Below are 25029 nucleotides of genomic sequence, written 5' to 3' on the forward strand. Positions count from 1 at the left end.
CCCCGCGCCGAAGCCAAATTGGGGCGCTGGACCTTGCCGGTATTGGCGGCGGTGATGGCGGGGGCGTTCTTGTTTCCCGGCTATGCCACAAACGGGGTGTTTTTGGCGGTGGTGATGATGGGGGCGACCATTGGGTCGGGGTCCTTGGACGTCGCGATGAACGCACGAATTTCGATCCTTGAGGGGCGTTCGGGGCGGCCATTGATGAACCTAGCGCATGGGATTTTCTCGGTTGCTTATGCGGTGTCGGCGCTTATGGCGGGGCTTGGTCGCGAAATCGGCTGGACGCCGTCCGAGATTTTTGCCGCTGGTGTTGCCCTATGTGGGCTGTTGATTTTGCAGATGATTGCCGCCCCGGTGCCGGACCCAGAGCCGGTCTCCGAAGAGGTTGCCAAACGCCGCCTGCCTTGGGTGTTGTTGTTCCCGGCGGGAATGATCGTCTTGCTCGGCTTTATGACCGAACAGGCAACCGAGGGGTGGTCAGCCTTGCATCTTGAGCGCGGAGTTGGGGCAGGGGCCGCGGAAGGGGCGCTTGGCCCGGCGATCCTTGGCATAACCATGGCGGTGGGGCGTCTTTCCGGTCAGGTGATTGTGCATTATTGGTCCGAAGCGGCGGTGATCCGCGTGGCGACGGTGATAGCGGCGCTTGGCTCGGCGATTGCCGCCTGGGCCCCAAGCCTCGTCATTGCCTATCTGGGCTTTGGCCTTTTGGGGATTGGCGTGTCGGTTGTGGCCCCGATGGCCTTTGCTTGGGTCGGGCGCATGGTGCCCGATGACAAAAAGGCGCTGGCGATCTCACGTATTGCGGTTCTTGGGTATAGCGGCTTCTTTATCGGGCCACCGTTGATGGGGTTTTTGGCCGAAGGGTTTGGCTTGCCGGTCTCCTTTACCGCCATCTCGGTGCTTTTGTTGTTGGTGCCCTTGGTTCTTGTGCCAATGGTGGCGCGCTATCGCCCCTAAGGTGCGCGCGCAAAGAAAAGGCCGGGTCATTGCCCGGCCTTTCGTTTATCGCCATTCGTTGGAAAAATCCTTTGGGATCATCAGGATATCCTTGTCGACGCTGGTGATATCGGTGTGACCAGACAGAGCCATCGACATGTCCAACTCCTTGTGGATCACTTCAAGCGCCTTGGTCACACCGGCCTCGCCCATAGCACCAAGACCATAGACATAGGCCCGGCCGATCCAGCAGCCCTTGGCCCCCATGGCAACGGCTTTGAGCACGTCCTGACCCGAGCGCACACCGCTATCAAGATGCACTTCGATCTTGTCGCCAACCGCATCCATGATCTGTTCAAGGGCGCGAATGGAACTGATTGCGCCGTCTAATTGCCGCCCGCCATGGTTGGAAACGATGATGGCATCGGCCCCGACGTTACAGGCCTCAAGCGCGTCGCGCGGGTCCATGATCCCCTTGATGATCAGCGGCCCATCCCACATTTTGCGGAACTCGCGGATGCGGTCCCAGTTGAGCGATTGGTCAAAGGCTTCGGCCGTCCAAGAGGAGAGCGACGAGGCATCTTCAACACCTTGGGCATGACCAACGATATTGCCAAAGAAGCGGCGCTTGGTCTGCAACATACCAAGGCCCCAGTGCACCTTGGTCATCATATTGGCGACCGATTGAGGGGTCAGCTTGGGCGGGGCGGACAACCCGTTTTTCAGATCTTTGTGGCGCTGGCCAAGCAGTTGCAGATCGACCGTGATCACCGCCGCCGAGCATTTGGCATCTTTTGCACGATCAAAGAGACGCTGCATGAAGTCATCGTCTTTGAGGGTATAAACCTGCATCCAAAAGGGGGCGCTGGAGTTTTCAGCGACATCCTCGATCGAACAGATCGACATGGTCGAGAGGCAAAACGGAACCCCGAATTTTTCGGCGGCTTTGGCGGCTTTGATTTCACCGTCAAAATGCTGCATCCCCGTCAGGCCAACCGGGGCCAAGGCCACCGGCATCGCCACATCCTGACCAATCATCTGGGTCTTGGTCGAGCGCCCGGCCATGTCAACGGCAACGCGTTGGCGCAGGTAGAGCTTGTCAAAATCGGAACTGTTTTCGCGAAAGGTCTGTTCGCTCCAGCTTCCGGATTCGCAATAGTCATAAAACATCTTGGGCACACGGCGGCGGTAGATGCGTTTGAGGTCTTCGATTTCGGTTATGACGGGCATGGCGCTCTCACAAATGGGCGAATTGGTAAAGGATGATTACCAATATGGCGAATAGATTGCAATCAACGAAATTGGCTCTGCGTCAATAGAGCCGTTTTAAGATGCTGTTCATCGCGATGCCCTATCACTGATCGCAACGTGTTTGTCAGAGGGCCGCTATGAAGGGCATGGTGTTTACGGAGCTGTTGGATATGGCAGAACAAGCTCTGGGTGAGGATGTGGTTGACCAGATTTTGGATGATCTGGCGCTGGAAAGCGATGGATCCTACACCTCGGTCGGCAATTATCCCTGTCGAGAGTTGATGCAAATCGTCGGGGCGATCAGCGATCGGAGCGGTGCCTCGATAGAAGAGTTGCAACGTCAATTTGGCGCTTGGATGCTTAAACGGTTTTCGCAGGGATACCCTGAGTTTTTTGCCGGAAAATCTAATGTTTTAGATATGTTGGATGCGATTGAGAATGAAGTTCACGTAGAGGTGCGCAAGCTTTACCCCGATGCGGAACTCCCCAAGTTTGATACGCGCCGACCAGATGGGACTAGTTTGGAGATGACCTATCAATCCGAACGCCCTTTGGTTCCGTTTTGCCGGGGTTTAATCGAAGAATGTATCGCGCATTTTGGTGATCCGGCGGAGGTCACAGTGGACGACCAAAGCGCAAATGGCACGGGGCGGGCCGTGTTCATGGTCCGATTGGCGGGTTAGGCGTGGTTGTTGTGGACCCCCAAACTGGCGACGACAAGGTCTCAAGACGGCGTTACATACGGGAGCGGGCGGCCCGCGAACAGGCCGAGCGTATTTTGGAAGAGAAAAGCCGCCAGCTTTTTGATGCGTATCAAGAGCTTAAGTCGCAGGCCGAAAACCTTGAAGCGACAGTGAAAAGTCGCACGGCTGACTTGGAGCAGGCCAAAACAGTGGCCGAGGATGCCAGCGCCGCCAAAAGCAGTTTTTTGGCGATGATCAGCCATGAAATCCGCACGCCGTTAAACGGAATTATCGGTATAACAACGGCTTTGCAGGAAACAGAGTTGGACGCGCCGAGATCGGAGATGGTGGGGGTCATCCAATCCTCGGCGGATGTGCTCTTGGTCCTGCTCAATGACCTTTTGGACCTCTCCAAAATCGAAGCACGCCAGATGGAAGTTGAAAATGTCAGCTTTGATTTGCCCAAGTTAATCCGCCAGACACACAAATTATTTGGCTCCAAGGCGTCGGAGAAAGGGCTGCAATTCGATCTGGAATTTGGGAGCGGATTGCGGGGGCATGTCAAGGGGGACCCAACGCGGGTTCGTCAGGTGCTTACCAACCTGCTGTCAAATGCGGTAAAGTTCACAGAGAGCGGTGGAATCAGTGTCGAAGCCTTTGTTGAGGACAATTTTCTTACGTTGGTGGTCACAGACAGCGGGGCCGGGATTGCCGAGGAAAATGAAGGCAAACTGTTTCAAGCCTATCAACAGGCAGATCCGTCAGTGGCGCGCAAATATGGCGGCACCGGCCTGGGACTAGAGATTTCGCGGCAGATGTGCCGGTTGATGGGCGGCGATTTGACCTATCACCCGAACAAAACCCGCGGGTCCGTTTTCACGGCAACAATGCAGGTGGAACCAGGGGAGCGGAGCGCCGCCGAAGAATTGGACAAACCGCTTGATGCCGAAACGGTTTTGACGAGAAAAAAATGGCGTGTTCTTGCGGCAGAGGACAACAAAACAAACCGTATGGTTTTGGAATTGCTGCTAAAACGCTACGACTTTGACATTCAAATTGTTGAGGATGGGGCCAAGTTGGTCAAGGCCTTTCAAGCCTCTCCATCCGACATCATCTTGATGGATGTGAATATGCCGGTCTTATGTGGCCTTGAGGCTGCGGCGCGCATTCGGGTGTTTGAGCGGGCCAAACGCATGAAACCGGTGCCCATTGTCGCGCTAACCGCAAACGCAATGACCCACCAAGTTTCAGATTATTTGCGCCGGGGCATGGATGCCCATGTGGCCAAGCCCATCCGACGAGAGGAGCTTGCCGATGTGATGGCCGAATTGCTTTTGCGTCAGGCTGAGTGAGCGCCGTCGGCAAGGGATTTCACAAAGGCAAGAACGTCGCTAACCGGTTTGCCAGAGGCCATTTCGCTAACAATCGCCGATCCGACCACACAGCCATCAGCGACGGATGCAATATCGCGCGCTGTGTCCGGGGTGCGGATGCCAAAGCCCACAATCACGGGCAGATCGGTTTTGGCTTTGATCCGGCTGACTTCAGGGGCGACATCGGTGGCCTGGGCCGCGGCGGCACCGGTGATGCCGGTGATCGAGACGTAATAGACAAAGCCCGAGGTGTTTTGCAGAACCTTGGGAAGACGTTTGTCGTCGGTGGTTGGCGTGGCAAGGCGGATAAAGTTGAGCCCGGCCTTTTGCGCCGGAATGCAAAGCTCTTCGTCTTCTTCCGGGGGCAGGTCGACGATGATCAAGCCATCAATTCCGGCCTCGTTGGCATCGACTAGAAAACGATCAACACCGCGCGAATAAATCGGGTTGTAATAGCCCATCAAAACAATCGGAGTGGTGTTGTCGGTCGCCCGGAAATCCCGCACCATTTGCAGGGTTTTATCCAGCGTCATGCCGCCATCCAGCGCGCGTTGGCCCGCCAGTTGAATGGTTTCACCATCGGCCATCGGGTCGGTAAAGGGCAAGCCAAGTTCGATAACATCAACACCGGCCTCTGGCATGCCCTTCATCAGTTCGAGCGAACGGTCCACATCCGGGTCACCGGCCATGATGTAGGCGACGAAGGCTTTTTTGCCTTGTTCAGCAAGCTGGGCGAATTTGGTGTCGATACGAGTCATGGGGCTCTCCGCAGGATGGTCAGGCCGTGTTGCCGGAAGCGCGCCGGAAAATCAATGGCATCCGGGCAATCGGATGAATTGATCGCAATAGATGTGCGTTTTGTGACGGTTTTTTGACAGGGGTCAAAGTGAGGCCGCGTGGTTTGGGTTAGGCTTTGCGCAAACACAGTGAAAGGACTTTTTATGACCACAGCTCGGACCTCAACCAGTACCGCCAAAGCCCCTGCAACCCAGAGCAAGGCCACACCAAACGGGGCTGCAGCGGCGAGCCCGAAACCGGCTGCCGCACCGGTAACGCCGGCTGTTGAGGTGACGGAAGCTGCGGCTGCTCAAGGCAATCAACCGTCCCAAGATGACATCCGCCGGGCTTTTGAAACCGGTGAATACCCCTACAAGACCAAGCTGTCGCGTAAGGAGTATGAGAAAGAAAAGGCCAAGTTGCAGGCCGAGTTGCTCAAGGTGCAGCTCTGGGCGCAAGAGACTGGTGAGAAATTTGTTTTGCTATTTGAAGGCCGTGACGCCGCGGGCAAGGGCGGGACGATCAAACGGTTTACCGAGCATTTGAACCCACGGAATGCCCGCGTTGTTGCCTTGAACAAACCAACCGACGAAGAGCGCGGCCAATGGTATTTCCAGCGCTATATCGACCATTTGCCAACCGCCGGTGAGATCGTTCTTTATGACCGGTCTTGGTATAACCGCGCCGGTGTTGAGCGGGTCATGGGGTTCTGTGAACCAAATGAATACCTTGAGTTCATGCGCCAAACCCCTGATCTTGAACAGATGTTGGTGCGCTCGGGTATTCGTCTTTACAAATATTGGTTCTCGGTCACCCAAGATGAGCAGCGCTCGCGTTTTGAAAGCCGTGAAACCGATCCGCTCAAACAGTGGAAGCTTAGCCCAATTGACAAAGCGTCGCTTGGCAAGTGGGATGATTACACCGAAGCCAAAGAAGCGATGTTCTTTTACACAAACACCGCAGATGCGCCTTGGACCGTGGTCAAATCCAATGACAAGAAGCGCGCGCGCCTGAATTGCATGCGTCACTTCCTGTCGACATTGGATTATCCGGGCAAAGACCCGTCGATCGCCAAACCTGCGGATCCGTTGATTGTTGGCGGTGCTGGCCATGTGATCCACCGCTCGGACCATATTTTAGGCACTGCGCTGCACCCAACATCGCGTAAATCAACATCCTAATCCAAAGGGCCGCGCCTAGGTCAGGGCGCGGCCTAACCAATCCAGCACAGGTGTCAATTCAGCAAAAGCCGCTTGCAGGGCCTGTTGCGGATTGTTGTGCAAAGCATTGTCAAGATTGTCGCGCCACACAACCAACCCTTTGCGACGCAAAAGATCACCGCGATCATGCGTTGACGGGTAGGGGGCGGGGACACGTTTAAGCTCGGGCTCATCGAACCGCCAATTGCCAACCGCTAGAAGCTCGGTCAACTCTTGCCCGGCCTCACCGTCAACGGCGGCGCGGTAGTGATCAATCTGCCCCTTTTCAAACCCCATCACACCGGCACCGGCGGTAGCGTAGGTGGGCGAAAGACCAAACATCCAACTGCGCCCATCAGGCAATGACCACATAAGATGTAGATGGGTGTGGTAGGGGGTCTTGTCTTTGGAAAACCGCACATCCCGATGCGGTCGAAACAATTTTGGTTTGACACCAACGCCTTGGCTATCTTCAAACCAATGGGCCATATCGCTTGCCAGTTTTTCAGCAGGCCTTTTTAACAGGCTATCATAGCGCAGCTTATTGGCGTGAAACCAATCGCGGGAATTATTGGCGCTGAGATCAGCCAAAAAAGCCGTCGCATCTTCAAACAAATTTGCCGTCTCTACACTGTCCGACATGTCAAAACCCTATCGTTGAAAACACCTCCATCCTATCACAAATCGTGACGGTCGGGGGAGGATCGTGACAGATGATCGGAGAATCCTTGCGCAACCTGAGATGCAGCTTTAGGCCCGTGGGATGATTCAAAAAGAAATGACATATGTGCAGCACGGACGCGCCGTGCTGGTCCTTGGTTTGCCTTTGGTTGGCGGGCATTTGGCGCAATTCGCCATTGGCCTGACTGATACGATTATGATGGGCTGGTACGGGGTTTCGGAACTTGCGGCGATGACGCTTGCGGGGTCTTTTTTCTTTTCGCTGCTGCTCTTTGGATCGGGTTTTGCCTTTGCAGTGATGCCGATGGTGGCGGATTTTGCCACGCGTGATGATGATCAGCAAATCCGCCGGTCAACTCGTATGGCACTGTGGTGGTCGATGATCTTCTTTGGCGCCGTTATGCCGCTTATGTGGTTTGCCGAACCGATCCTTAGCGCCATGGGACAGGAGGCCGAGGTTGCCCAAAACGCCCAAACCTATCTACGGATTGCCGGGTGGGGCATGTTGCCAGCGCTGGGCGTTATGGTGCTCAAAAGCTATCTGGCCGGGCTGGAACACACGCGGATCGTTCTTTGGATCACGCTGGCCTCGGCGGTTGTGAACATATTTGCCAACTACGCGCTGATCTTTGGCAATTGGGGCGCGCCCGAGCTTGGCCTGCAGGGGGCGGCGATTGCCTCTGTGCTGTCGACCTCGGCCGGGTTGGTTCTCACCATTGTCTATGCCCTGCGAAAACTCCCGCATCATCAGTTATTTGTACGTTTCTGGAAGCCCGACACAGATATGTTTTTGCAGGTCCTCCGGCTTGGCCTCCCGATTGGGTTGACGACTTTGGCCGAAGTGGCGTTGTTCGCGTTTTCCGCCGTTCTTATGGGCTGGCTGGGCGAAGTGCCCCTTGCGGCCCATGGTGCGGCGCTTCAGATCGCCAGCGCGACCTTTATGATGCACGTCGGCCTTTCCAACGCGGCCACAATCCGCGCCGGCAATGCCAAAGGGCGCGGTGATGGGGCGCATCTGGTGCGCGGGGCCAAGGTGGTGATTGTGCTGTCGCTGGCATTGGTTGCGCTTGCCACGGCGGGTTTCCTGTTGTTTCCCGAAACCCTGTTGGGCGTCTTCTTTGACCCAGAAGAGGCACAGCTTGGTGAGTTGCTGCGTCTTGGCACCATGCTTTTGGCGCTTGCGGCTTTGTTCCAGCTGGTGGATGCGATGCAGGTCATTCATCTCGGGTTGTTGCGCGGCTTGCTTGATACCAAGGTGCCTATGGTCATGGCGACCTTTGCCTATTGGGTGATCGGACTGCCTTCGGCCTATATCTTTGGCTTTGTCTTGAACTGGGGCGCGGCGGGGATTTGGATCGGCTTGGTGGTTGGTTTGGGCCTAGCGGCGGTGTTGTTGGCGTGGCGTTTTTGGACCCATGCGGTGCCACGCTTCGGAACCGCTTGAGTTGGGCGCGGTTAGGCCCTAGAAGCAGCCCGTCATATCAAAGGAGTTGCCAGCATGGGCTTTCGGATGGGAATCGTGGGTCTGCCCAATGTGGGCAAATCGACCTTGTTTAACGCATTGACCAAAACCGCCGCGGCGCAGGCTGCGAACTTTCCGTTTTGCACGATCGAACCGAACGTCGGCGACGTGGCCGTTCCGGATGCGCGCCTTGATAAATTGGCGGCGATTGCCGGGTCAAAACAGATCATTCCAACGCGCATGACCTTTGTCGACATTGCCGGTCTGGTCAAAGGCGCGTCCAAGGGCGAAGGCTTGGGCAACCAGTTTCTCGCCAATATTCGTGAAACCGACGCCATTGCCCATGTGTTGCGCTGTTTTGAAGACGAAGACGTGACCCATGTTGATGGCCGGGTTGATCCAGTGGCCGATGCCGAAACCATCGAAACCGAGCTGATCATTGCCGATATGGAATCGCTGGAAAAGCGGCTTCAGACCATCACCCGCAAGGTGCGCGGTGGTGACAAAGAAGCGGTTCAGCAAGAGCGTTTGATGAAAGACGCCATGGCGATGCTTGAAGAGGGCAAGCCGGCGCGTTTGGTCGAGGTTGACGACGAGGACATGAAAGCCTGGAAGATGCTGCAATTGCTATCGACCAAGCCGGTTTTGTATGTCTGTAACGTTGACGAAGGCGAAGCATCGACCGGCAACCATCTATCTGAAAAAGTTGCGGAAATGGCCGCGGCCCAAGGCAACACCCATGTGGTGATTTCGGCCAAGATCGAAGAAGAGATCAGCCAGCTTGAGGACGAAGAAGCCGAGATGTTCCTTGGCGAACTGGGTCTGGAAGAAGCGGGTTTGGATCGGTTGATCAAAGCCGGTTACGAGCTTTTGCACCTTGAGACCTATTTCACCGTCGGCCCCAAAGAGGCGCGCGCCTGGACGATCCGTCAGGGCACATTGGCCCCACAGGCGGCCGGTGTCATCCACGGCGATTTTGAGCGTGGGTTTATCCGGGCCGAAACCATCGCCTATGACGACTATTTGGCTTGTGATGGCGAAAACGGGGCCAAGGATGCGGGCAAGATGCGCGCCGAGGGCAAAGGTTACATGGTCAAGGATGGTGACGTGTTGCACTTCTTGTTCAACACCTAAGACGCCGTTTGCTACGAATAGCAAAGCCGCATGAGAGATCATGCGGCTTTTTTGTTTGGCAGGCATCCGGCGGCTTGACGGACTTTCGTCGCGGTGATTCAAATGCACTCAACCTGAAAGGGTGAATTAGCGAGTGCATTTGAGGAGAGCAAAGATGCCAGTCGGACTTTCTATACGCGGCAATAATAAAGACAATTTACTAGAAGGCGCCCTTGGAGATGACTCCTTGGTCGGGCGCGGCGGGGATGACACCCTGATCGGTGATATTGGCAACGACACACTTAAAGGTGGCAATGGCGACGACAGCGTCCTAGGCGGTGAGGGGGATGATTTCATCAACGGCAACAAGGGCAATGACACGTTGTTGGGCGGTGACGGGTCCGACACGTTGAACGGCGGCAAGGACGATGATTACGTATCGGGCGGCGCGGGCAATGATATGGTCAAAGGCGGCATCGGCAGCGACACCTTGCTAGGTGGGGAGGGCGATGACACCCTGCGCGCCTATGGGCACGACGGCAATGACACGCTAGATGGCGGCGCGGGCATTGATCTGGCCTATCTCAAAGGCAATCGTGCCGATTACACGGTGAGCCATATCGGTGGCGGTGCCTTTGAATTGGCGCATGTGGACGGCTATGCAACCACGATTTCAAATATCGAAAACATCCGCTTTGACGACGGTATTGTCGATCTCGAAACCTTGATTGATGCGCCGACGTTCAATCTTTCGATTGGTGACTTGGACATCTTGGACACATCGGATTTGCGCGGTGGTGGAACGATTTACACCCGCTTTAACGTCTCATCGGATATTGAGCCGATGGAAGGTCAGGTTGTGACCACAGTCTATTTTTCGACCCAGCCAAGCTTTGACGGGGCCTATAGCATCGGAACCTATCAGACCATTGGCACGCCGACTTATGAGTTTTCGAGGGGGGCGGGCTATGACCTTCCGCGGTTCGAAGAGGATCGCACTTATTATGTGGCGGCGGTTGTCGATGCGGTGAACGAGGTGGCGGAGTTTGACGAAACCGACAACGCGACTGAATGGGTAGAGGTCCATGTCGCGGGGCGCGGCCCGGATGTTATTGATTTCTCGGCCGAGGCCATTCGGGTCATTGGGCCGGGCGAGGGGCTTGTTGATATTTCTGCTCCGGGGGCCACACTTGCGCTTGAGGTTGATGTTGCCCGTGATACCGCGCCAAGCGAGGGCTCAGAATCTGTCGGGTATCAGGTGATCCTGAGCGAGGATGCGGTGTTTGACGCGGGCGATACCGTTTTGCAATCACGCAATATGTCGGTCGATCCCGGTGAGACCAGCACCGTGAGTTTTTCAACTTCTTTGCCAAGCGGGATCGAGACGGGGAGCTATTACGTTGGCATCGTTCTGGACGAAGACAGCACGTATTATGAATGGACGGATGGCGATCTGACCAACAATACGGTCTGGACTGAAGTCACCTTTGTCAGCGGTGTGATCACCGGCTCAGACTACGGCGATTGGCTGTTTGATGAGGCTGGTGACAACCATGTCTTTGCCTTGGGCGGCGATGATCGCGTCTATGGCGGCGGCGGGACCGACTATTTTGACGGGGGCGAGGGCCACGACATCTTGCGGTTCAGCTATGCGCCCTATTCTGACGGCATTGTTGTGGGTGATTTCACCACAAACCCCCACGGGATTTCGATTGAATCCGCCGCCGGAAGCACGGCTAACCACTTTGCCGAAGCCTATAATTTTGAAGAACTGATCAGCTCAAGCGGCGATGACTTGTTCCTTATTGGGCTTGAGGTCGAGGGGATGGTGTTCCGCGGCCATAGTGGCAATGACACGATCCTCGGGAATGATTTTAACAATCATTACGATCTTGGCACCGGCGACGACCTTTTTGCCGGTGTGCAAGGGATGAATACCGATGGGGAGGCCGCCGAAGTGATCGAAGATGGCAGCGGCAATGACACGGTTATTGGCGGCGTTGGCGATGATCTGATCATCACCGGCGCGGGCAATGATCAGTTTGTCTTTTCAGGTGATTACAACGAGGGCAACGACACGATCCAAGGGTTTGATACCGATCAGGATGAGATTTTGGTGAGCTATTTCAACGGCACTCCGCTCCCGGACCTTGCCGCGACGCTTAGCCAAACGGACCAAGGTGCGTTGGTCAGCTTTGGGAATAACTCTGTCTTGCTCGAAGGCGTTGATATTGCCGATCTGAACGCAACAAATGTGGTGTTTGAGCATGAGGTGCTCAACGAGTTTTAAACGCTCAAGCCGGTACACTTTAAAGGCATCGCAAGACTGCGGTGCCTTTTCGATTTGACCAAAGGGGGGGAGGGGCGTAGTGATATTCGGAAATTCATATGTAACCTCATCGAATTGAGACGCGTCATGACCGCCGAAACCGAAACCCCCGCCAAAGGGTCGCTCAAGCACCTGCCGATCACGTTGTTTGCAACGGTCATGGGACTGGCCGGTCTGAGCTTGGCGCTGCATATGGCCGAGACCCAGTTTGGCTGGCCCCCGCTGGCATCGCGCGTCGCGCTTTGGCTGACCATGGCCGATTTTGCGGTCGTCGCAGCCCTTTATGTATTGAAAAGCCTTCGGTTTCCGGCGGCTGTTGCCGGCGAATGGGGCCACCCGGTGCGCATGGCGTTTTTCCCGGCGATCTCCATTTCCCTCATGCTGATTGCTACGGCGATGTTGCCGACACTGCCGGGCATTGCCGCATGGGTTTGGAGCATTGGGGCGCTTGCCCAAGCGGGGCTGACCCTTGCGGTGATTTCCGGTTGGATCGGTCGGCGTCCCTTTCAACCCATGCATATTTCCCCGGCGTGGTTCATTCCGGCGGTGGGCAATGTTGTGGCCCCAATTGCGGGGATTCCGCTTGGGTTTGTTGAGCTAAGCTGGCTTTTCTTTGCGACCGGGATGGTGTTTTGGATTGTGCTGCTGACCTTGGTTATGAACCGTTTGATCTTTCACGATCCGCTTCCGGGTCGGTTGTTGCCGACGCTTGCCATCCTCATCGCGCCGCCCGCTGTTGGATTCTTGGCTTGGCTTCAGCTGAATGGCGGTGCGCTTGATCCGTTTGCGCGGGTGCTGTTTTACACCGCGATTACCTTTACGGCGATTGTCGTGGTGCAAGCGCGTGGTTTCGTGAAACTGCCTTTCGCCTTGTCCTTTTGGGCGCTGAGCTTTCCGGTTGCGGCGCTGACGATTGCAACCTTCCGCTATGCAATTTTAAGCGGATCGCAGACACATGTTGCTATGGCGGCTGTGTTCCTCGCGGCCCTTGTGTTGATTGTCGCGGGCTTGATCGTGCGGACCGGGGTGGCCGCCGCACGAGACGAAATTTGCCAACCTGAATAAGGGGTTATTGCTCTGCAAACAGGGCAGGATTTTCTTCTCGGATCTGGGGCAGCATATGCTGGACCTTGTTGAGATGCGCCTTGAGCAATGCCTCGGCCCGATCGGTTCGGCCGATGGTTAGGGCATCCAGAATTCCTTGGTGCTCGGACACCGCCGCTTTTTGATGGTAGGCAAGGCTGAGCCAGCGCAGGCGGTCCAAATGGCCTTTTTGTTCTAGGATCAAGGACCAGATATGCCCGCGCCCGGCAAATTTGCACAGGAATTGGTGAAAGCTCTCATCAGCGATGTTAAAGCTTGGTCCGTCGTCGGCCTGTATCGCCGCTTTTTGGTCTTCTAGTATGTCAGAGAGAGATTTGATCTGGTCGGCGCTGAGGGCGGGGACCTCTTTGATACAGGCGCATTCAAGGGCCATGCGGATGAACATGGCATTGAGCACTTGGTCTTCGGAAATGCGCGACACCAATGTTCCACGCTGTGGTAAAATTTGAACATAGCCGCGTTGAGACAGACGGAAAAACGCATCGCGCACCGGTTGGCGTGACACGCCAAGTTGGTCTGCAATCTCGGCTTCGGACAGTTTGGTTCCGGGTCGCAAGTCCAACTGGGTGATGGCTTGAAACAGGTGTTTAAAGACGCGATCCGTGATCGACACAATCGGGGTGGGACCAAGGACAGGGGAGAGTTTTTTCATCGGTTGGCAGACCTGACACAATTTGTGACAGTATAGTGCACACCGAAATTGTTACAATTCTAACCGTTAAGATTGGTTAACATATCGCGGGTATGAGAGACCGCTAAGGCTTGTGGTTGTGGCGCGCAAAAAAACGCATGCAATCAGTGTGTTCCACGGGCTGACCCGTATAGACTTCGATGTAATTTGGCATGGCATTGATCCGCTCGGCGCGATCTTCGTGGACCTGCATAGAGATGTAACCGATCTGGGTATAGATCACCGTCATTGCCCGTGCCTGAGCTTGTTGGGGCGAAAACCCAAAGCGTTCAAACATCGCTTGGATGGCTTTGGCGCGCGCGGCGTCGGCCTTGTCCAAACGCAATTGCAAAGCCGGGTCGTTGCGGGCCCAATTGCGAATGGCCAAATCCAGTTTCGCGTCAAACAACCGCTCATCCAGCCAGCAATCAAACAGATTGAACATCGCCTCGGTGAGGGTCTCGGCATAGGCTTGGGTTCGGGCGATCAGATTGCCGGTGTTTTTGTCTTCCCAGCGTTGGATCATCGCATCCAAAAGGGCATCGCGATCTTTGAAATGCCAATAAAAGCTTGTCCGGGACAGGCCCAGCTTTTTCGCCAAGGGCATCACCTTGACGGCATCAACGCCGCTTTCGGTCAGCATGTCATAGGCCGCATCAAGCCAGACAGCATCGCTGCCCTTTTGTCTTGGGTGTTGGGTCATGGGGCTTCCTAACATTCGGATCGCCACTTCACAAGTTTCTTGACATATGTGTCGAGTTTGAATGACGCTGGTGTCACGAGAGACTCAGGCAAGAGGAGGGCCCGTCATGCAATCAGAGACCCAAGACAGGGCGCGCCGCCGCCGCCGGTCCGGTTCAAAACCGCAAAGAAGCGGGGTGCCGGGGCACAATCCACATATGCATGTGCCTTATATTACACGTAAAATTGCGCCTTATGATTTGCTGGGGGAAGAAAGCCTTATCCAGATCGAAGCCGCCTGTGATCGTATTCTGGCAGAGATCGGCATTGAGTTTCGCGATGATCCCGAAACGGTGGCCTTGTTCCGAAAGGCCGGGGCAGAGGTCTCTCCGGTGTCCGAAGCCGCGTGGAACCTGCGGTTTGAACCGGGGATGATCAGGGACATTTTGAAAACCGCACCGGCCTGTTTTACCCAACTTGCCCGCAACCCGGCCAAGTCGGTTGAAATCGGTGGGGATGCGACGGTTTTTGCGCCCTCTTATGGGTCGCCTTTTGTGATGGATTTGGATGCGGGGCGGCGCTACGGCACGATCCAAGATTTCGAAAACTTTGTGAAACTGGCGCAATCGTCGCCTTGGCTGCACCATTCTGGTGGCACCATTTGTGAGCCGACCGATATTGCGGTGAACAAACGTCATCTGGACATGGTTTATGCCCATATGCGCTATTCTGATCGGCCGTTCCTTGGGTCGATCACCGCGCCAGAGCGCGCCGCCGATAGTATCGAGATGTGCCGCATTCTCTTTGGGGCCGATGTTGTGGATCAGCATTGCGTCATCATGGGCAATTTCAACACCACCTCGCCGTTGGTCTTGGACGGGGTGACCACCCAAGGCATCCGTGAATATGCGGCGGCGGGGCAGGGGAGCATTCACTTGCCGTTCTTGTTGGGCGGGGCGGTATCGCCGCTCACCATGGCCGGGGCCTGTGCGCAATCTTTGGCCGAAAGCATGGTGTCTTGCGCCCTAACCCAATTGGTGCGCCCCGGCTCCCCGGCGATATTGGCGGCGTTCCTAAGCTCGATGTCTTTGCGCTCGGGTTCGCCAACCTTTGGCACCCCGGAACCGGCGCTAGGGTCGTTGGTTATGGGGCAATTGGCGCGGCGGCTCAACATGCCGCTCAGATGCGCAGGGAGCTTTAGCACATCGAAACGCCCCGACGCCCAAGCCATGCAGCAAAGCATGATGTCGATGATGTCGGCGGTGCAATCGGGGGCGCATTACATTTTGCACTCGGCCGGATTTCTCGATGGCTTGTTGTCGATGTCCTATGAGAAATTCATCATGGACAGCGATATGTGCGGCGCGATGCATGCCTATCTGAACGGGTTTGAGGTGACCCAAGACACATTGGGGGTCGAAGCCTTGGCCCAGAATGGTCCGGGTGAACATCTGTTTGGGACCGATCACACGCTTCGCCACTATGAAACCGCCTATTGGGATAGCGCGTTGAACGACGATCAACCCTTTGAAACCTGGGATGAACAGGGCAGTGTGGATGCAGCCGCGCGGGCGAATACGCGGTGGAAAGAAACCCTGCGCGATTATGAAGCGCCGCCGATGGACATCGCCACACAAGAGGCGTTGCAAGATTACATGGCCCGCAAAAAAGCGAGCATGATTGATATGTGGTATTGAGGACAACACAGATGTCAAACGACCCGCTTTTGCAGCCGTATCAGCTGAAACATCTGACCCTGCGCAACCGGATTATGACCACAAGTCATGAACCCGCTTACCCCGAAGATGGCATGCCCAAGGAACGTTATGCCGCTTATCACGCCGAACGTGCCAAGGCCGGGGTTGCCCTTGCCATGACCGCCGGGTCTGCGGCGGTGAGCAAAGACAGCCCGCCGGTTTTCAACAATATTCTGGCCTATAAGGATGAGGTCGTGCCGTGGATCAGGAACCTTACCGATGCCTGTCATGAGCATGGCTGTGCGGTGATGATCCAGCTGACCCATCTGGGGCGGCGCACCGGTTGGGCCAAGGGGAATTGGTTGCCGTCGGTTGCGCCGGGGCCGCACCGTGAACCGGCACATCGCAGCTTTCCCAAGGTGATTGAAGATTGGGACATTGATCGGATCATTGGCGATTTTGCCGATGCCGCCGAACGGATGCAGGCCGGGGGCATGGATGGGATTGAGCTTCAGGCCTATGGCCATCTGCTTGAGCAATTCTGGTCGCCGCTGTCGAACCAGCTTGAGGGGCCTTATGGGGCCGACACATTGGACAATCGCCTGCGGTTTTCGATGGATGTGTTGTCTGCGATCCGCAAGCGGGTTGGCGATGAGTTCATCGTTGGGTTTCGCTTTACGGCGGATGAGGATCAGCCCGGTGGCACAACCCCCGAAGAGGGGTTGGAGATTGCCAAGCGGTTAAAGGCGACGGGACAGGTGGATTTTCTCAACGTGATCCGCGGGCGCATCCATACCGATCCGGCGATGACCGATGTGATCCCGGTGCAGGGGATGAAAAACGCGCCGCATCTGGATTTCGCCGGTCAGGTGCGTGCGGCGACCGAAATGCCAACCTTTCACGCTTCGAAAATTCCCGACGTGGCCACGGCGCGCCACGCGGTGTCGGCCGGGATGTTGGACATGGTTGGCATGACGCGGGCCCATATGGCCGACCCGCATATTGTCCGCAAAATCATTGAAGGGCGCGAAGAGGACATTCGGCCCTGTGTTGGCGCAACCTATTGTCTTGATAGGATTTATGAGGCGGGCGATGCGCTTTGTATGCACAATGCCGCCACGGGTCGCGAGCTAAGCATGCCCCATGTTGTGCCATCTGCGGAAACACGTAAACGGGTGGTTGTTGTTGGGGCTGGACCGGGCGGGCTTGAGGCCGCGCGCGTCGCCGCCGAAAGGGGCCATGAGGTGTCAGTGTTCGAAGCGCAACCGGACCCCGGCGGGCAGGTGCGTTTGACTGCGCTGAATGAACGGCGCCGCGAGATGATCAGCATCATTGATTGGCGTATGGCGCAATGTGCGGCGCGCGGGGTTGCGTTTCATTTCAACACTTGGGCCGAGGCGGCGGATGTGACGGCGCTTGCGCCGGATGTGGTGATCGTCGCCACCGGTGGCATGCCCAATACGGTGCTCTTTGAAAGTGGCAAAGAGCAGGAGTTGACCGTCAGCAGTTGGGACATCATTTCCGGCGATGTGAAGCCGGGCAGCGATGTTTTAGTCTATGACGAAAGCGGCGATCATCCCGGTTTGATGGCGGCAGAAGTCTTGGCCAAAGCCGGGGCCAAGGTCGAGGTGATGACCCCGGATCGGACATTTGCCCCTGATATTATGGGGATGAATTTGGTGCCCTATATGCGCAGTCTTCAGGACAAGGATGTGACCTTTACGGTGACCCGGCGGTTGTTGGATGTGACGCGGGATGGCAATCTTCTCCGGGCTGAGATCGGCACGGATTACAGTGATTTCACCAAACACAAGACCTATGATCAGGTTGTGGTGAACTATGGGACCATGCCGCTTGCCGATCTGTATTTTGATCTCAGACCGCACTCATCCAATGGCGGGGCGGTGGATCATGACGCTTTGATCAACGGCTTTCCGCAGCAGATTAAACGCAATGAAGAGGGCATGTTTCAGCTCTTTCGGATCGGCGATGCGGTGAGTGCTCGCAACACCCATGCGGCCATTTACGATGCGCTGAGGTTGGTCAAGGACCTCTAATTTCGGCCAATTATATTAACCGATCAGTTAGCGATCGTTTTCGGATGGTTGCGCAGCAAGACCTGCGCAGCCTTGCGCGCGTCCGAGGCCGCATCGCAGCTATGGGACATGGCGGCCAGAACAATGGCCCCTTCTTTGAGAACAAGGATTTGGCAGGCTAGATCACGCGGGTTTTCGAACCCCGCGGCCTCTGCCAGAGCGGTGAAATGCTCTAGCAGCAACCGTTTGTGCTCCATGGCTTGCACATTGATAGGGTGTTCTTTTTGTTGAAACTCTGCGCTGGCTTTGATGAACATGCAGCCCTGAAACCCAGCCTGTTGAAACCATTCTTCAAGCGCGTCAAAGAGCGCCATTAGCTGCCCTTCGGCGGTGTCAGATAGGTCTTCCATGCGCCGGATCAAGCGGTTGCGGAAGTCTTCGTCGCGTAGGCGCAGCACCGCGAGGATCAGGTCTTCTTTGGTGCGAAAATGCTTGTAGATCGAGGTTTTCGATACGCCGGTTTCCTTGGCGACCAAATCCATGCCGGTCGCGTGAAACCCATTTCTGTAGAACAAATCGAGCGATTTTCGAATCAACTCTGTGCGTTTGTTACGGCTCATTTTGCCCTCATATTGACCGATCTGTTTATGTTGTGTGATTTTCTTTTTGTCAAGTTGCCTAATGAAATAAGGGCCTTGGGGGCATGTTTTCAAGTGTGATGACAGGCATCACAATTTTTGAATTGCAAAGATTGACCGATCTGTTCATGTTTGATCTCAAGATTAACCGATCAGTTCATGTTGGATGCTGCACAATGCCCTTAGACAACCGCCCGCCCTTACCGCCATTTAGCCGGTCTGCCGCCTGTCAAAAGGTGCGGGCGGCCGAAGATGCCTGGAACAGTCGTGACCCCGATGTAGTGACGCCCGCCTATAGTGCGACTAGCCAATGGCGGAACCGGGCGACGTTTCTATCCGGTCACACGCAAATCCATGCGTTCCTGACCCAAAAATGGCAACGCGAGCACAGCTATCGGTTGATCAAACATTTGTGGACCTATGCCGATCACCGCATCGCCGTGCGCTTTGCCTATGAATGGCATGACGATGGTGGCCAGTGGTGGCGCTCGTTTGGCAATGAAAACTGGGAATTCGCCGCCGATGGCCGGATGCGTCGCCGCATTGCCAGCATCAACGATTTGCCCATCGACCGTGGTGATCGTTTGTTTGACTGGCCGCTGGGGCCACGCCCCGCCGATCACCCCAATCTCGAAGATCTTGGCCTTTAAGGAGACCACCATGCCCTATGCATTTGCATCCATCGCCTTCACGCCAACGGTTTTGGCTGAACAACAGCGCAACGGCGCGGGCCAATACGCCCGTTTTCTAGACGCCGACCGCAGCGGTGGCGACATCCTTGGCCCCGAGGAACGCAGTTTCATCGAAGCGCGTGATGGGTTTTACCAAGCCACGGTGTCGGAAACCGGCTGGCCTTATGTGCAGTTTCGCGGCGGTGCGCCCGGGTTCGTAAAGGCGGTGGATGAGACCACAATCGCCTATGCGGATTTGCGAGGGAACCGTCAGTACCTTAGCACCGGGAACCTCCGTCAAAACGATCGTATCTCTCTGATTTTGATGGACTACCCAAATGCCCGCCGCCTCAAAATCTGGGGTCGGGTCGAGCTACAAGAGGTGAGCAACGGTGCGCAGGAGGCCTTGTCGCCCTTGCTCCGGGGGGTTGCGGCGGAACGCATTGTGACCATCAAGGTCGAGGCCTTTGACTGGAACTGTCCGCGCCACATTCCACAACGATTAACAGCGCAGGAGGCGGGCAACGAAATCACAGCCCTGCGCGAGACCAATGCCGCTTTGCAGGCCGAAATTCGGGCATTGCGCAAGGCGTCTGAAACCACCTGACGATCATTTTCCAAAAAGGAGTACTGCCATGAAACTTGAAATTCTCCATTCCACGGCCGCCGCCCTATTGGCCGGCAGCCTATTGTTGCCGATCACCATGCCGGGTCAGGCCCGCGCCGCCGAAAGCCCTTTTGCGGTTCATATGACCACGATGGAAATCGACGGTATGAACATCGCGTACCGCGAGGCGGGGGACCCGAATAACCCAACCGTTCTTTTGCTACACGGGTTCCCGACCTCGTCGCATATGTTTCGCGAATTGATCCCGGAGTTGGCCGAGCGCTATCATGTTATCGCCCCTGATTATCCGGGGTTTGGGGCCTCGGATATGCCGGATGCGGATAGCTATGAGTATAGTTTTGCCAATACCGCCGAAATCATGACAGAGCTGTTGGATCGCAAAAACGTCGGTGATTACGCGGTCTATTTGATGGACTACGGCGCGCCGATTGGCTACCGGATGTTCGCCCAAAACCCCGAGCGGGTCAGCGCCTTTGTGATCCAAAACGGCAACGCCTATGACGAGGGGTTGCGCGAATTCTGGGACCCGATCAAGGCCTATTGGGCGGATAAATCCCGGGAAAACGGCGATGCTTTGCGCGGGTTTTTGACGCTGGATGCCACCAAATGGCAGTTCACCCATGGGGTTGGCGATGTCTCGCGCGTGAATCCGGATAACTTCTGGCATGTGCAATATTTGCTTGATCGTCCGGGCAACCAGGAGGTGCAGCTTGAGATGTTTTATGACTACGGCAGCAATGTGGGCGAATACCCAAAATGGCAGGCCTTGTTTCGGGAATACCAGCCGCCTGCGTTGATTGTTTGGGGGCAAAATGACATGATTTTCCCGGCCGAGGGCGCGCATCCCTACAAGCAGGATTTGCAGGACGTGGAGTTCCATTTGCTCGACACTGGTCATTTCGCGCTTGAGGAATATGGTGACGTTATTGCCAGGGAAATGTTGGATTTCTTGGACCGTACAACCCGTTGATCGGGGTGGGCACAGACGAATAACCGGCTGTGCCCAGCGATCTCTAAACAGGAGAAAGACACATGGATACGATCACTGTTCAACGGTTCGCGGCATTTAGCGAGGCAGGAGAAGGCGGCAATCCGGCGGGGGTCGTCGTGGCCGACCACATGCCAACGGCGGATGACATGCAGCGCATTGCCCGCGATGTGGGCTATTCGGAAACCGTGTTTGCGGCCCCAGTAGGGGAGGGATGGCGCGTGCGCTATTTTGCGCCCGAGGTTGAGGTGGCCTTTTGCGGTCATGCTACGATTGCGCTTGGCGCGGCATTGACGCGGGCGCATGGGGATGGGCGTTTTCCCCTCATGCTCAACGACGGGGCCATTGAGGTTTCCGGCGAAACAACAGGCGACGGGATGAGCATCGCACTCACCTCGCCCCCGACAACAAGCCGCCCGGTCAAGGCCGAGATGTTGGCCAGCGCCCTGGCTTTGTTTGGGATGGATCAACGCGATCTGGACATTGCTTTGCCACCCGCGATTGCCAATGCCGGGAATGACCATCTTGTTCTTGGCCTGTCGGAACGCGGGGCCTTGGCGGCGATGGAGTATGATCTGGATGATGGGGCGGCCTTTATGAAGGCACATGGATTAACCACCATCAATCTTGTCCATGCCCAAACACCGCAACAGTTCCACAGCCGCAATGCCTTTGCGATCGGTGGGGTTTTGGAAGATCCGGCCACCGGGGCTGCGGCTGCGGCTTTGGCCGGGTATTTGCGCGACCTGAATTGGCCGCACCGTGGGAAAATTGATATTTTGCAGGGGGTTGATATGGGGGCCCCGTCGCGGCTTTGGGTTAATATCCCATCAGAACCCGGTTCGCCGGTTTACGTCTCGGGTGATGTCCGAGAACTCTGACAGGAGCAGAAGGGGCCCGATCTCTGGTGGGCCCCTTTTTGTCATCTGTGGGAGAATCTCTGGTTCCTGCCGCGACAACCGGTATAAGGTTTTCTATCCTGTCGCGGAATTTTAGGAACGACCATGACCGACCGTCCGGCCTCTTACCCGAACCAAGATCGAGACATTTTCGTTGGTGACATAGACGGAGATGGGCGGGCAGAATTGGTTTGGTATCTAGATTTTACTGATCCGTTGTCCGGGCGTATTCGCGATGTTATGCGGCGGACGGTTGAACGTTTTGGCCGGGGAAATGCCACTTTGGCGATCCGCTTTTTGCCAAGTCAGGACCCATCTTCGGGGGCCGAACTTGCCGCACGCGCCGGGATTTCGGCGCACCGACAAGGTCGTTTGAGCGATATGAACGGGCTGCTGTTTGGGCTCGACACTCCTATTTATCAAGAACATGTGGTCGCTCTGGCACGCGACCTTGATCTCGATATCGCACAGTTTGAAGCGGATTTGTTTTCACCTGCCACTGATGCGCAACTGGTGGACGATCGTGAAAGTGCTCTTGATTTGGGCGTCACCAGCACACCGACATTGTTTATTGATGGGCGCGAATATGTTGGTGCGTGGGATGAGCTATCCTTGGTGGAAGCGGTGGAGAAGCCCATCGGTGTGCGCTTGTCCTTGGCCAGTACAGACTTTTTCCATTGGGCGGCCTCGGCCGGGTTTGTTCTGGTTTTGGCGACGCTTTGCGCCTTGTTGATCGCCAATATCGGTTGGCACGAATCTTATGAACATCTGCGCGAGACCGTTATTGGCCTCAAGGCAGGGAGCTGGACCTTTGATTTGTCGCTTGAGGCGTGGATCAATGACGGGTTGATGTCGCTGTTCTTTTTGCTTGTCGGGATCGAGATCAAACGCGAAATGGTTGACGGCGAGTTGTCGGACATGCAGCGCGCTGCCTTGCCGATCCTCGGAGCGATTGGCGGTATGGTGATACCTGCGTGTATCTATCTGGCCATCAACTGGGGGCTTCCTAGCGAAAAGGGGTGGGGCATTCCCATGGCGACGGATATCGCCTTTACCCTTGGGATCATGGCGCTTTTGGGGGATAGGGTGCCCACATCGCTCAAGGTGTTTATCTCGGCCCTTGCGATTGCCGACGACCTTGGCGCAATCTTGGTCATTGCGATCTTTTACGGACACGGCTTTGACGGCCAAATGTTCGCCGCTGCAACGGCTGTTTTTGCGATCATGCTGTTGCTCAATCGCAGCCGGATTTATTCGCGCGTCCCGTATTTGTTCCTTATGGTGCTGCTATGGTATTTTGTTCACGAAAGCGGGCTACACGCCACGCTTGCTGGGGTGCTGACAGCGGCGGCTATCCCCTCGCGCCGCTCGGCCAATATTGATGGCATTGCCGCCCAAACCGCAATGATTTTCCAAAGTCGGATGACCACCCCGGAAACGCCGATTAGCCACGGTGCGCTTAACCGGTTGCAAGAGGCCATAGATCGGCTTCGCGACCCTGGGTTCCATTTGCAAAACGCGTTGGAACATTGGTCCAACTATATGATTTTGCCGTTGTTTGCCTTTTTTAACACCGGAATTCTTATCTTTGGCTCAAGCTTTTCGGCGACCGCCCCCGAGGCCCTTGGCGTTATCCTAGGTCTGGTGATTGGCAAGCCTTTGGGAATCTTCCTGATTGTTTTTGTCGCGGTGAAACTGGGTATTGCGCATATGTCCTCTGAAATCAGTTGGTCACAATTGATGGGGGCCGGGTTTTTGGCCGGTGTTGGCTTTACAATGTCGATTTTCATCGGGTCTGCGGCCTTTGAGGGCGCCCAGCTTGAATCCGTGAAATTGGCCATTTTGGCGGCTTCGACCTTGGCGGCGGTGATTGGTTCGCTGATCTTGATCAAGGCCGCCCCGTCTGAGCGCTAGCGCTAACTGTTTGGCTGGGATATGTCTCTGACAAAAGGCCAGGAGGAGACACGACCCATGCCGATCAGCGACCCCGTACCCTATTTGCGCAACCTGTTTGACAAGGCGGTCGAGGTCGCCGACCCGATGCAGTCGTTGGCCAAACACCTGCCGCCAAAACCGGCGGGGCGTGTTGTGGTGATTGGGGCGGGCAAAGCCAGCGCGCGCATGGCCGAGGCGGTCGAGGCCGAATGGGGCCCGTGCGAGGGGTTGGTCATCACGCGCTACGGCTATGCGCGCCCCTGTCAGGGGATTGAAATCGTCGAGGCTGCGCATCCCGTTCCCGATGCCGCAGGCGAGCGTGCGACCGCCCGGATGCTTGAGCTTTTGGAGACGCTTGATGAGGATGTTTTCGTTCTGGCGCTGATCTCTGGGGGGGCGTCGGCCTTGTTGACCGCGCCGATTGACGGTGTGTCTTTGGCGGAAAAACAGGCGGTGAATGCCGGGCTTTTGGCCTCTGGCGCGCCGATTGATCGGATGAACACGGTGCGCAAACACCTAAGCCGCGTCAAAGGCGGGCAATTGGCGGCGGCGGCGGCCCCGGCCAAGATGTTGGCGCTGATGATTTCCGACGTGCCGGGGGATGATCCGGCCTTTATCGGCTCTGGTCCAACGGTGGCTGAAGACAGCGACCCGGACGAGGCATTGGCGATTTTGAAGCAATGGAACATTGATGTTCCAGACTGTGTGACACAGGCGTTAAAGGGCGGATCGTCGGTGATCCCAACGGGGGATCCGCGCCTAAACCACGTCACCAACCATCTATACGCCGCGCCCTCGCAATCGCTTGCCGCTGCAGCGGAGCTGGCGGAATGCGAGGTGCGGATGTTGGGGGATGCGCTTGAGGGGGAGGCGCGGGATTTGGCAGCTGAACAGGCGGCCTTGGCTTTGAAGCTCAAGGGGCAGGGGCCGATCTTGCTTTTGTCGGGGGGCGAATTGACGGTGACTCGGCGCGGCGATGGGGTTGGCGGGCCAAACGCTGAATATTGTTTGGCGCTGGCCATAGCGTTGCAGGGGGCAGAGGGGATTTATGCGCTGGCCTGTGACACGGACGGTGTCGACGGTGCCGCCGAGGTGGCCGGGGCCGTTGTTACACCGGACACCTTGGCCAAGGCCAAAGAGGCAGGTGTGGACCCGGCCAAGGCGCTTGCCGACAATGACGCGCATAGTTTCTTTGCCGCGATCAAGGATCAGGTCGTGACCGGCCCAACCCTAACCAACGTCAATGATTTCCGGGCGATACTGGTGCTTTAGCGC

Annotated in this window: 22 protein-coding genes; 16 read left to right on the top strand and 6 right to left on the bottom strand. The window is 56.2% G+C overall.

Translation table 11 applies throughout. The annotated features are described in order from the left end of the window. A partial coding sequence (locus AC5EFR_RS19555; RefSeq protein ID WP_493577417.1) for an MFS transporter occupies positions 1 to 960 on the top strand: 960 nt, incomplete at its 5' end. 45 nt (positions 961 to 1005) lie between these two features. Here the strand turns inward: AC5EFR_RS19555 and AC5EFR_RS19560 are convergent. Next, complete coding sequence (locus AC5EFR_RS19560) at positions 1006 to 2169, bottom strand: alpha-hydroxy acid oxidase (protein WP_493577418.1); 1164 nt, start codon at positions 2167 to 2169, stop codon at positions 1006 to 1008. A gap of 158 nt (positions 2170 to 2327) precedes the next feature. On the opposite strand from AC5EFR_RS19560, the gene AC5EFR_RS19565 reads away from it, so the two are divergent. Next, a complete protein-coding gene (locus tag AC5EFR_RS19565; protein ID WP_493577419.1) occupies positions 2328 to 2873 on the top strand; it encodes a heme NO-binding domain-containing protein in 546 nt (181 codons plus the stop codon). A gap of 11 nt (positions 2874 to 2884) precedes the next feature. Next, positions 2885 to 4225: an ATP-binding protein gene (locus tag AC5EFR_RS19570; protein WP_493577420.1), complete on the top strand. Its 1341-nt coding sequence runs from the start codon at positions 2885 to 2887 to the stop codon at positions 4223 to 4225. Here AC5EFR_RS19570 and trpA read toward each other — a convergent pair. Next, on the bottom strand, positions 4213 to 5004 hold the full coding sequence (gene trpA / locus AC5EFR_RS19575; RefSeq protein ID WP_493577421.1) for a tryptophan synthase subunit alpha: 792 nt from the start codon (positions 5002 to 5004) through the stop codon (positions 4213 to 4215). The genes AC5EFR_RS19570 and trpA overlap by 13 nt on opposite strands. Positions 5005 to 5187: 183 nt before the next feature. Here trpA and ppk2 point away from each other — a divergent pair, with 183 nt between their 5' ends. Beyond that, complete coding sequence (gene ppk2 / locus AC5EFR_RS19580) at positions 5188 to 6204, top strand: polyphosphate kinase 2 (protein WP_493577422.1); 1017 nt, start codon at positions 5188 to 5190, stop codon at positions 6202 to 6204. A 15-nt stretch (positions 6205 to 6219) separates the two neighbouring features. Here the strand turns inward: ppk2 and AC5EFR_RS19585 are convergent, their stop codons facing one another. After that, on the bottom strand, positions 6220 to 6864 hold the full coding sequence (locus tag AC5EFR_RS19585) for a TIGR02453 family protein (protein ID WP_493577423.1): 645 nt from the start codon (positions 6862 to 6864) through the stop codon (positions 6220 to 6222). Between the two features lie 121 nt (positions 6865 to 6985). Here AC5EFR_RS19585 and AC5EFR_RS19590 point away from each other — a divergent pair, with 121 nt between their 5' ends. The 4 genes from AC5EFR_RS19590 (at position 6986) to AC5EFR_RS19605 (ending at position 12872) form a co-directional block, all read left to right on the top strand. Next, complete coding sequence (locus tag AC5EFR_RS19590) at positions 6986 to 8347, top strand: MATE family efflux transporter (protein WP_493577424.1); 1362 nt, start codon at positions 6986 to 6988, stop codon at positions 8345 to 8347. 54 nt (positions 8348 to 8401) lie between these two features. Then, complete coding sequence (gene ychF, locus AC5EFR_RS19595; RefSeq protein WP_299927603.1) at positions 8402 to 9499, top strand: redox-regulated ATPase YchF; 1098 nt, start codon at positions 8402 to 8404, stop codon at positions 9497 to 9499. A gap of 154 nt (positions 9500 to 9653) precedes the next feature. Further along, positions 9654 to 11768, top strand: coding sequence for a calcium-binding protein (locus AC5EFR_RS19600; protein WP_493577425.1), 2115 nt, complete (start codon positions 9654 to 9656; stop codon positions 11766 to 11768). 126 nt (positions 11769 to 11894) lie between these two features. Continuing rightward, entirely contained in the window at positions 11895 to 12872 is a 978-nt protein-coding gene (locus AC5EFR_RS19605) for an SLAC1 anion channel family protein (protein WP_493577426.1), read from the top strand. A 4-nt stretch (positions 12873 to 12876) separates the two neighbouring features. Here AC5EFR_RS19605 and AC5EFR_RS19610 read toward each other — a convergent pair whose 3' ends face one another. Then, the gene (locus AC5EFR_RS19610) at positions 12877 to 13563 is read right to left on the bottom strand and encodes a GntR family transcriptional regulator (RefSeq protein WP_493577427.1); all 687 of its coding nucleotides are present in this window, start codon (positions 13561 to 13563) and stop codon (positions 12877 to 12879) included. A gap of 103 nt (positions 13564 to 13666) precedes the next feature. Then, on the bottom strand, positions 13667 to 14284 hold the full coding sequence (locus AC5EFR_RS19615; protein WP_493577428.1) for a TetR/AcrR family transcriptional regulator: 618 nt from the start codon (positions 14282 to 14284) through the stop codon (positions 13667 to 13669). A gap of 106 nt (positions 14285 to 14390) precedes the next feature. On the opposite strand from AC5EFR_RS19615, the gene AC5EFR_RS19620 reads away from it, so the two are divergent. Beyond that, positions 14391 to 15959, top strand: coding sequence for a trimethylamine methyltransferase family protein (locus AC5EFR_RS19620; protein WP_493577429.1), 1569 nt, complete (start codon positions 14391 to 14393; stop codon positions 15957 to 15959). Positions 15960 to 15970: 11 nt separating this feature from the next. Further along, a complete protein-coding gene (locus AC5EFR_RS19625; RefSeq protein WP_493577430.1) occupies positions 15971 to 18016 on the top strand; it encodes an oxidoreductase in 2046 nt (681 codons plus the stop codon). Between the two features lie 23 nt (positions 18017 to 18039). Here AC5EFR_RS19625 and AC5EFR_RS19630 read toward each other — a convergent pair whose 3' ends face one another. Continuing rightward, positions 18040 to 18615, bottom strand: coding sequence for a TetR/AcrR family transcriptional regulator (locus AC5EFR_RS19630; protein WP_493577431.1), 576 nt, complete (start codon positions 18613 to 18615; stop codon positions 18040 to 18042). Positions 18616 to 18809: 194 nt separating this feature from the next. Between AC5EFR_RS19630 and AC5EFR_RS19635 the strand changes: the two genes are divergently transcribed. From AC5EFR_RS19635 to AC5EFR_RS19660, 6 genes are all read left to right on the top strand, one after another. Then, entirely contained in the window at positions 18810 to 19283 is a 474-nt protein-coding gene (locus AC5EFR_RS19635) for a nuclear transport factor 2 family protein (RefSeq protein WP_493577432.1), read from the top strand. Positions 19284 to 19293: 10 nt separating this feature from the next. Then, the gene (locus AC5EFR_RS19640; protein ID WP_493577433.1) at positions 19294 to 19911 is read left to right on the top strand and encodes a pyridoxamine 5'-phosphate oxidase family protein; all 618 of its coding nucleotides are present in this window, start codon (positions 19294 to 19296) and stop codon (positions 19909 to 19911) included. 28 nt (positions 19912 to 19939) lie between these two features. Next, positions 19940 to 20902 carry an alpha/beta fold hydrolase gene (locus tag AC5EFR_RS19645; protein ID WP_493577434.1) on the top strand — a complete coding sequence of 321 codons (963 nt, stop codon included), beginning with the start codon at positions 19940 to 19942 and terminating at the stop codon, positions 20900 to 20902. 62 nt (positions 20903 to 20964) lie between these two features. Continuing rightward, a complete protein-coding gene (locus AC5EFR_RS19650) occupies positions 20965 to 21801 on the top strand; it encodes a PhzF family phenazine biosynthesis protein (RefSeq protein ID WP_493577435.1) in 837 nt (278 codons plus the stop codon). A gap of 123 nt (positions 21802 to 21924) precedes the next feature. Continuing rightward, positions 21925 to 23733 carry a Na+/H+ antiporter NhaA gene (gene nhaA, locus AC5EFR_RS19655; protein WP_493577436.1) on the top strand — a complete coding sequence of 603 codons (1809 nt, stop codon included), beginning with the start codon at positions 21925 to 21927 and terminating at the stop codon, positions 23731 to 23733. Positions 23734 to 23790: 57 nt separating this feature from the next. Beyond that, positions 23791 to 25026, top strand: coding sequence for a glycerate kinase type-2 family protein (locus tag AC5EFR_RS19660; protein ID WP_493577437.1), 1236 nt, complete (start codon positions 23791 to 23793; stop codon positions 25024 to 25026). Positions 25027 to 25029: the final 3 nt, after the last annotated feature.

Source organism: Pelagimonas sp. (genome assembly GCF_058892305.1).

Coding starts and splice junctions, on each gene's coding strand:
- AC5EFR_RS19560 (WP_493577418.1), bottom strand. CDS start 2,169: ATGCCCGTCATAACCGAAATCGAAGACCTCAAACGCATCTACCGCCGC.
- AC5EFR_RS19565 (WP_493577419.1), top strand. CDS start 2,328: ATGAAGGGCATGGTGTTTACGGAGCTGTTGGATATGGCAGAACAAGCT.
- trpA (WP_493577421.1), bottom strand. CDS start 5,004: ATGACTCGTATCGACACCAAATTCGCCCAGCTTGCTGAACAAGGCAAA.
- ppk2 (WP_493577422.1), top strand. CDS start 5,188: ATGACCACAGCTCGGACCTCAACCAGTACCGCCAAAGCCCCTGCAACC.
- AC5EFR_RS19585 (WP_493577423.1), bottom strand. CDS start 6,864: ATGTCGGACAGTGTAGAGACGGCAAATTTGTTTGAAGATGCGACGGCT.
- AC5EFR_RS19590 (WP_493577424.1), top strand. CDS start 6,986: ATGATTCAAAAAGAAATGACATATGTGCAGCACGGACGCGCCGTGCTG.
- ychF (WP_299927603.1), top strand. CDS start 8,402: ATGGGCTTTCGGATGGGAATCGTGGGTCTGCCCAATGTGGGCAAATCG.
- AC5EFR_RS19600 (WP_493577425.1), top strand. CDS start 9,654: ATGCCAGTCGGACTTTCTATACGCGGCAATAATAAAGACAATTTACTA.
- AC5EFR_RS19605 (WP_493577426.1), top strand. CDS start 11,895: ATGACCGCCGAAACCGAAACCCCCGCCAAAGGGTCGCTCAAGCACCTG.
- AC5EFR_RS19610 (WP_493577427.1), bottom strand. CDS start 13,563: ATGAAAAAACTCTCCCCTGTCCTTGGTCCCACCCCGATTGTGTCGATC.
- AC5EFR_RS19615 (WP_493577428.1), bottom strand. CDS start 14,284: ATGACCCAACACCCAAGACAAAAGGGCAGCGATGCTGTCTGGCTTGAT.
- AC5EFR_RS19620 (WP_493577429.1), top strand. CDS start 14,391: ATGCAATCAGAGACCCAAGACAGGGCGCGCCGCCGCCGCCGGTCCGGT.
- AC5EFR_RS19625 (WP_493577430.1), top strand. CDS start 15,971: ATGTCAAACGACCCGCTTTTGCAGCCGTATCAGCTGAAACATCTGACC.
- AC5EFR_RS19630 (WP_493577431.1), bottom strand. CDS start 18,615: ATGAGCCGTAACAAACGCACAGAGTTGATTCGAAAATCGCTCGATTTG.
- AC5EFR_RS19635 (WP_493577432.1), top strand. CDS start 18,810: ATGCCCTTAGACAACCGCCCGCCCTTACCGCCATTTAGCCGGTCTGCC.
- AC5EFR_RS19640 (WP_493577433.1), top strand. CDS start 19,294: ATGCCCTATGCATTTGCATCCATCGCCTTCACGCCAACGGTTTTGGCT.
- AC5EFR_RS19645 (WP_493577434.1), top strand. CDS start 19,940: ATGAAACTTGAAATTCTCCATTCCACGGCCGCCGCCCTATTGGCCGGC.
- AC5EFR_RS19650 (WP_493577435.1), top strand. CDS start 20,965: ATGGATACGATCACTGTTCAACGGTTCGCGGCATTTAGCGAGGCAGGA.
- nhaA (WP_493577436.1), top strand. CDS start 21,925: ATGACCGACCGTCCGGCCTCTTACCCGAACCAAGATCGAGACATTTTC.
- AC5EFR_RS19660 (WP_493577437.1), top strand. CDS start 23,791: ATGCCGATCAGCGACCCCGTACCCTATTTGCGCAACCTGTTTGACAAG.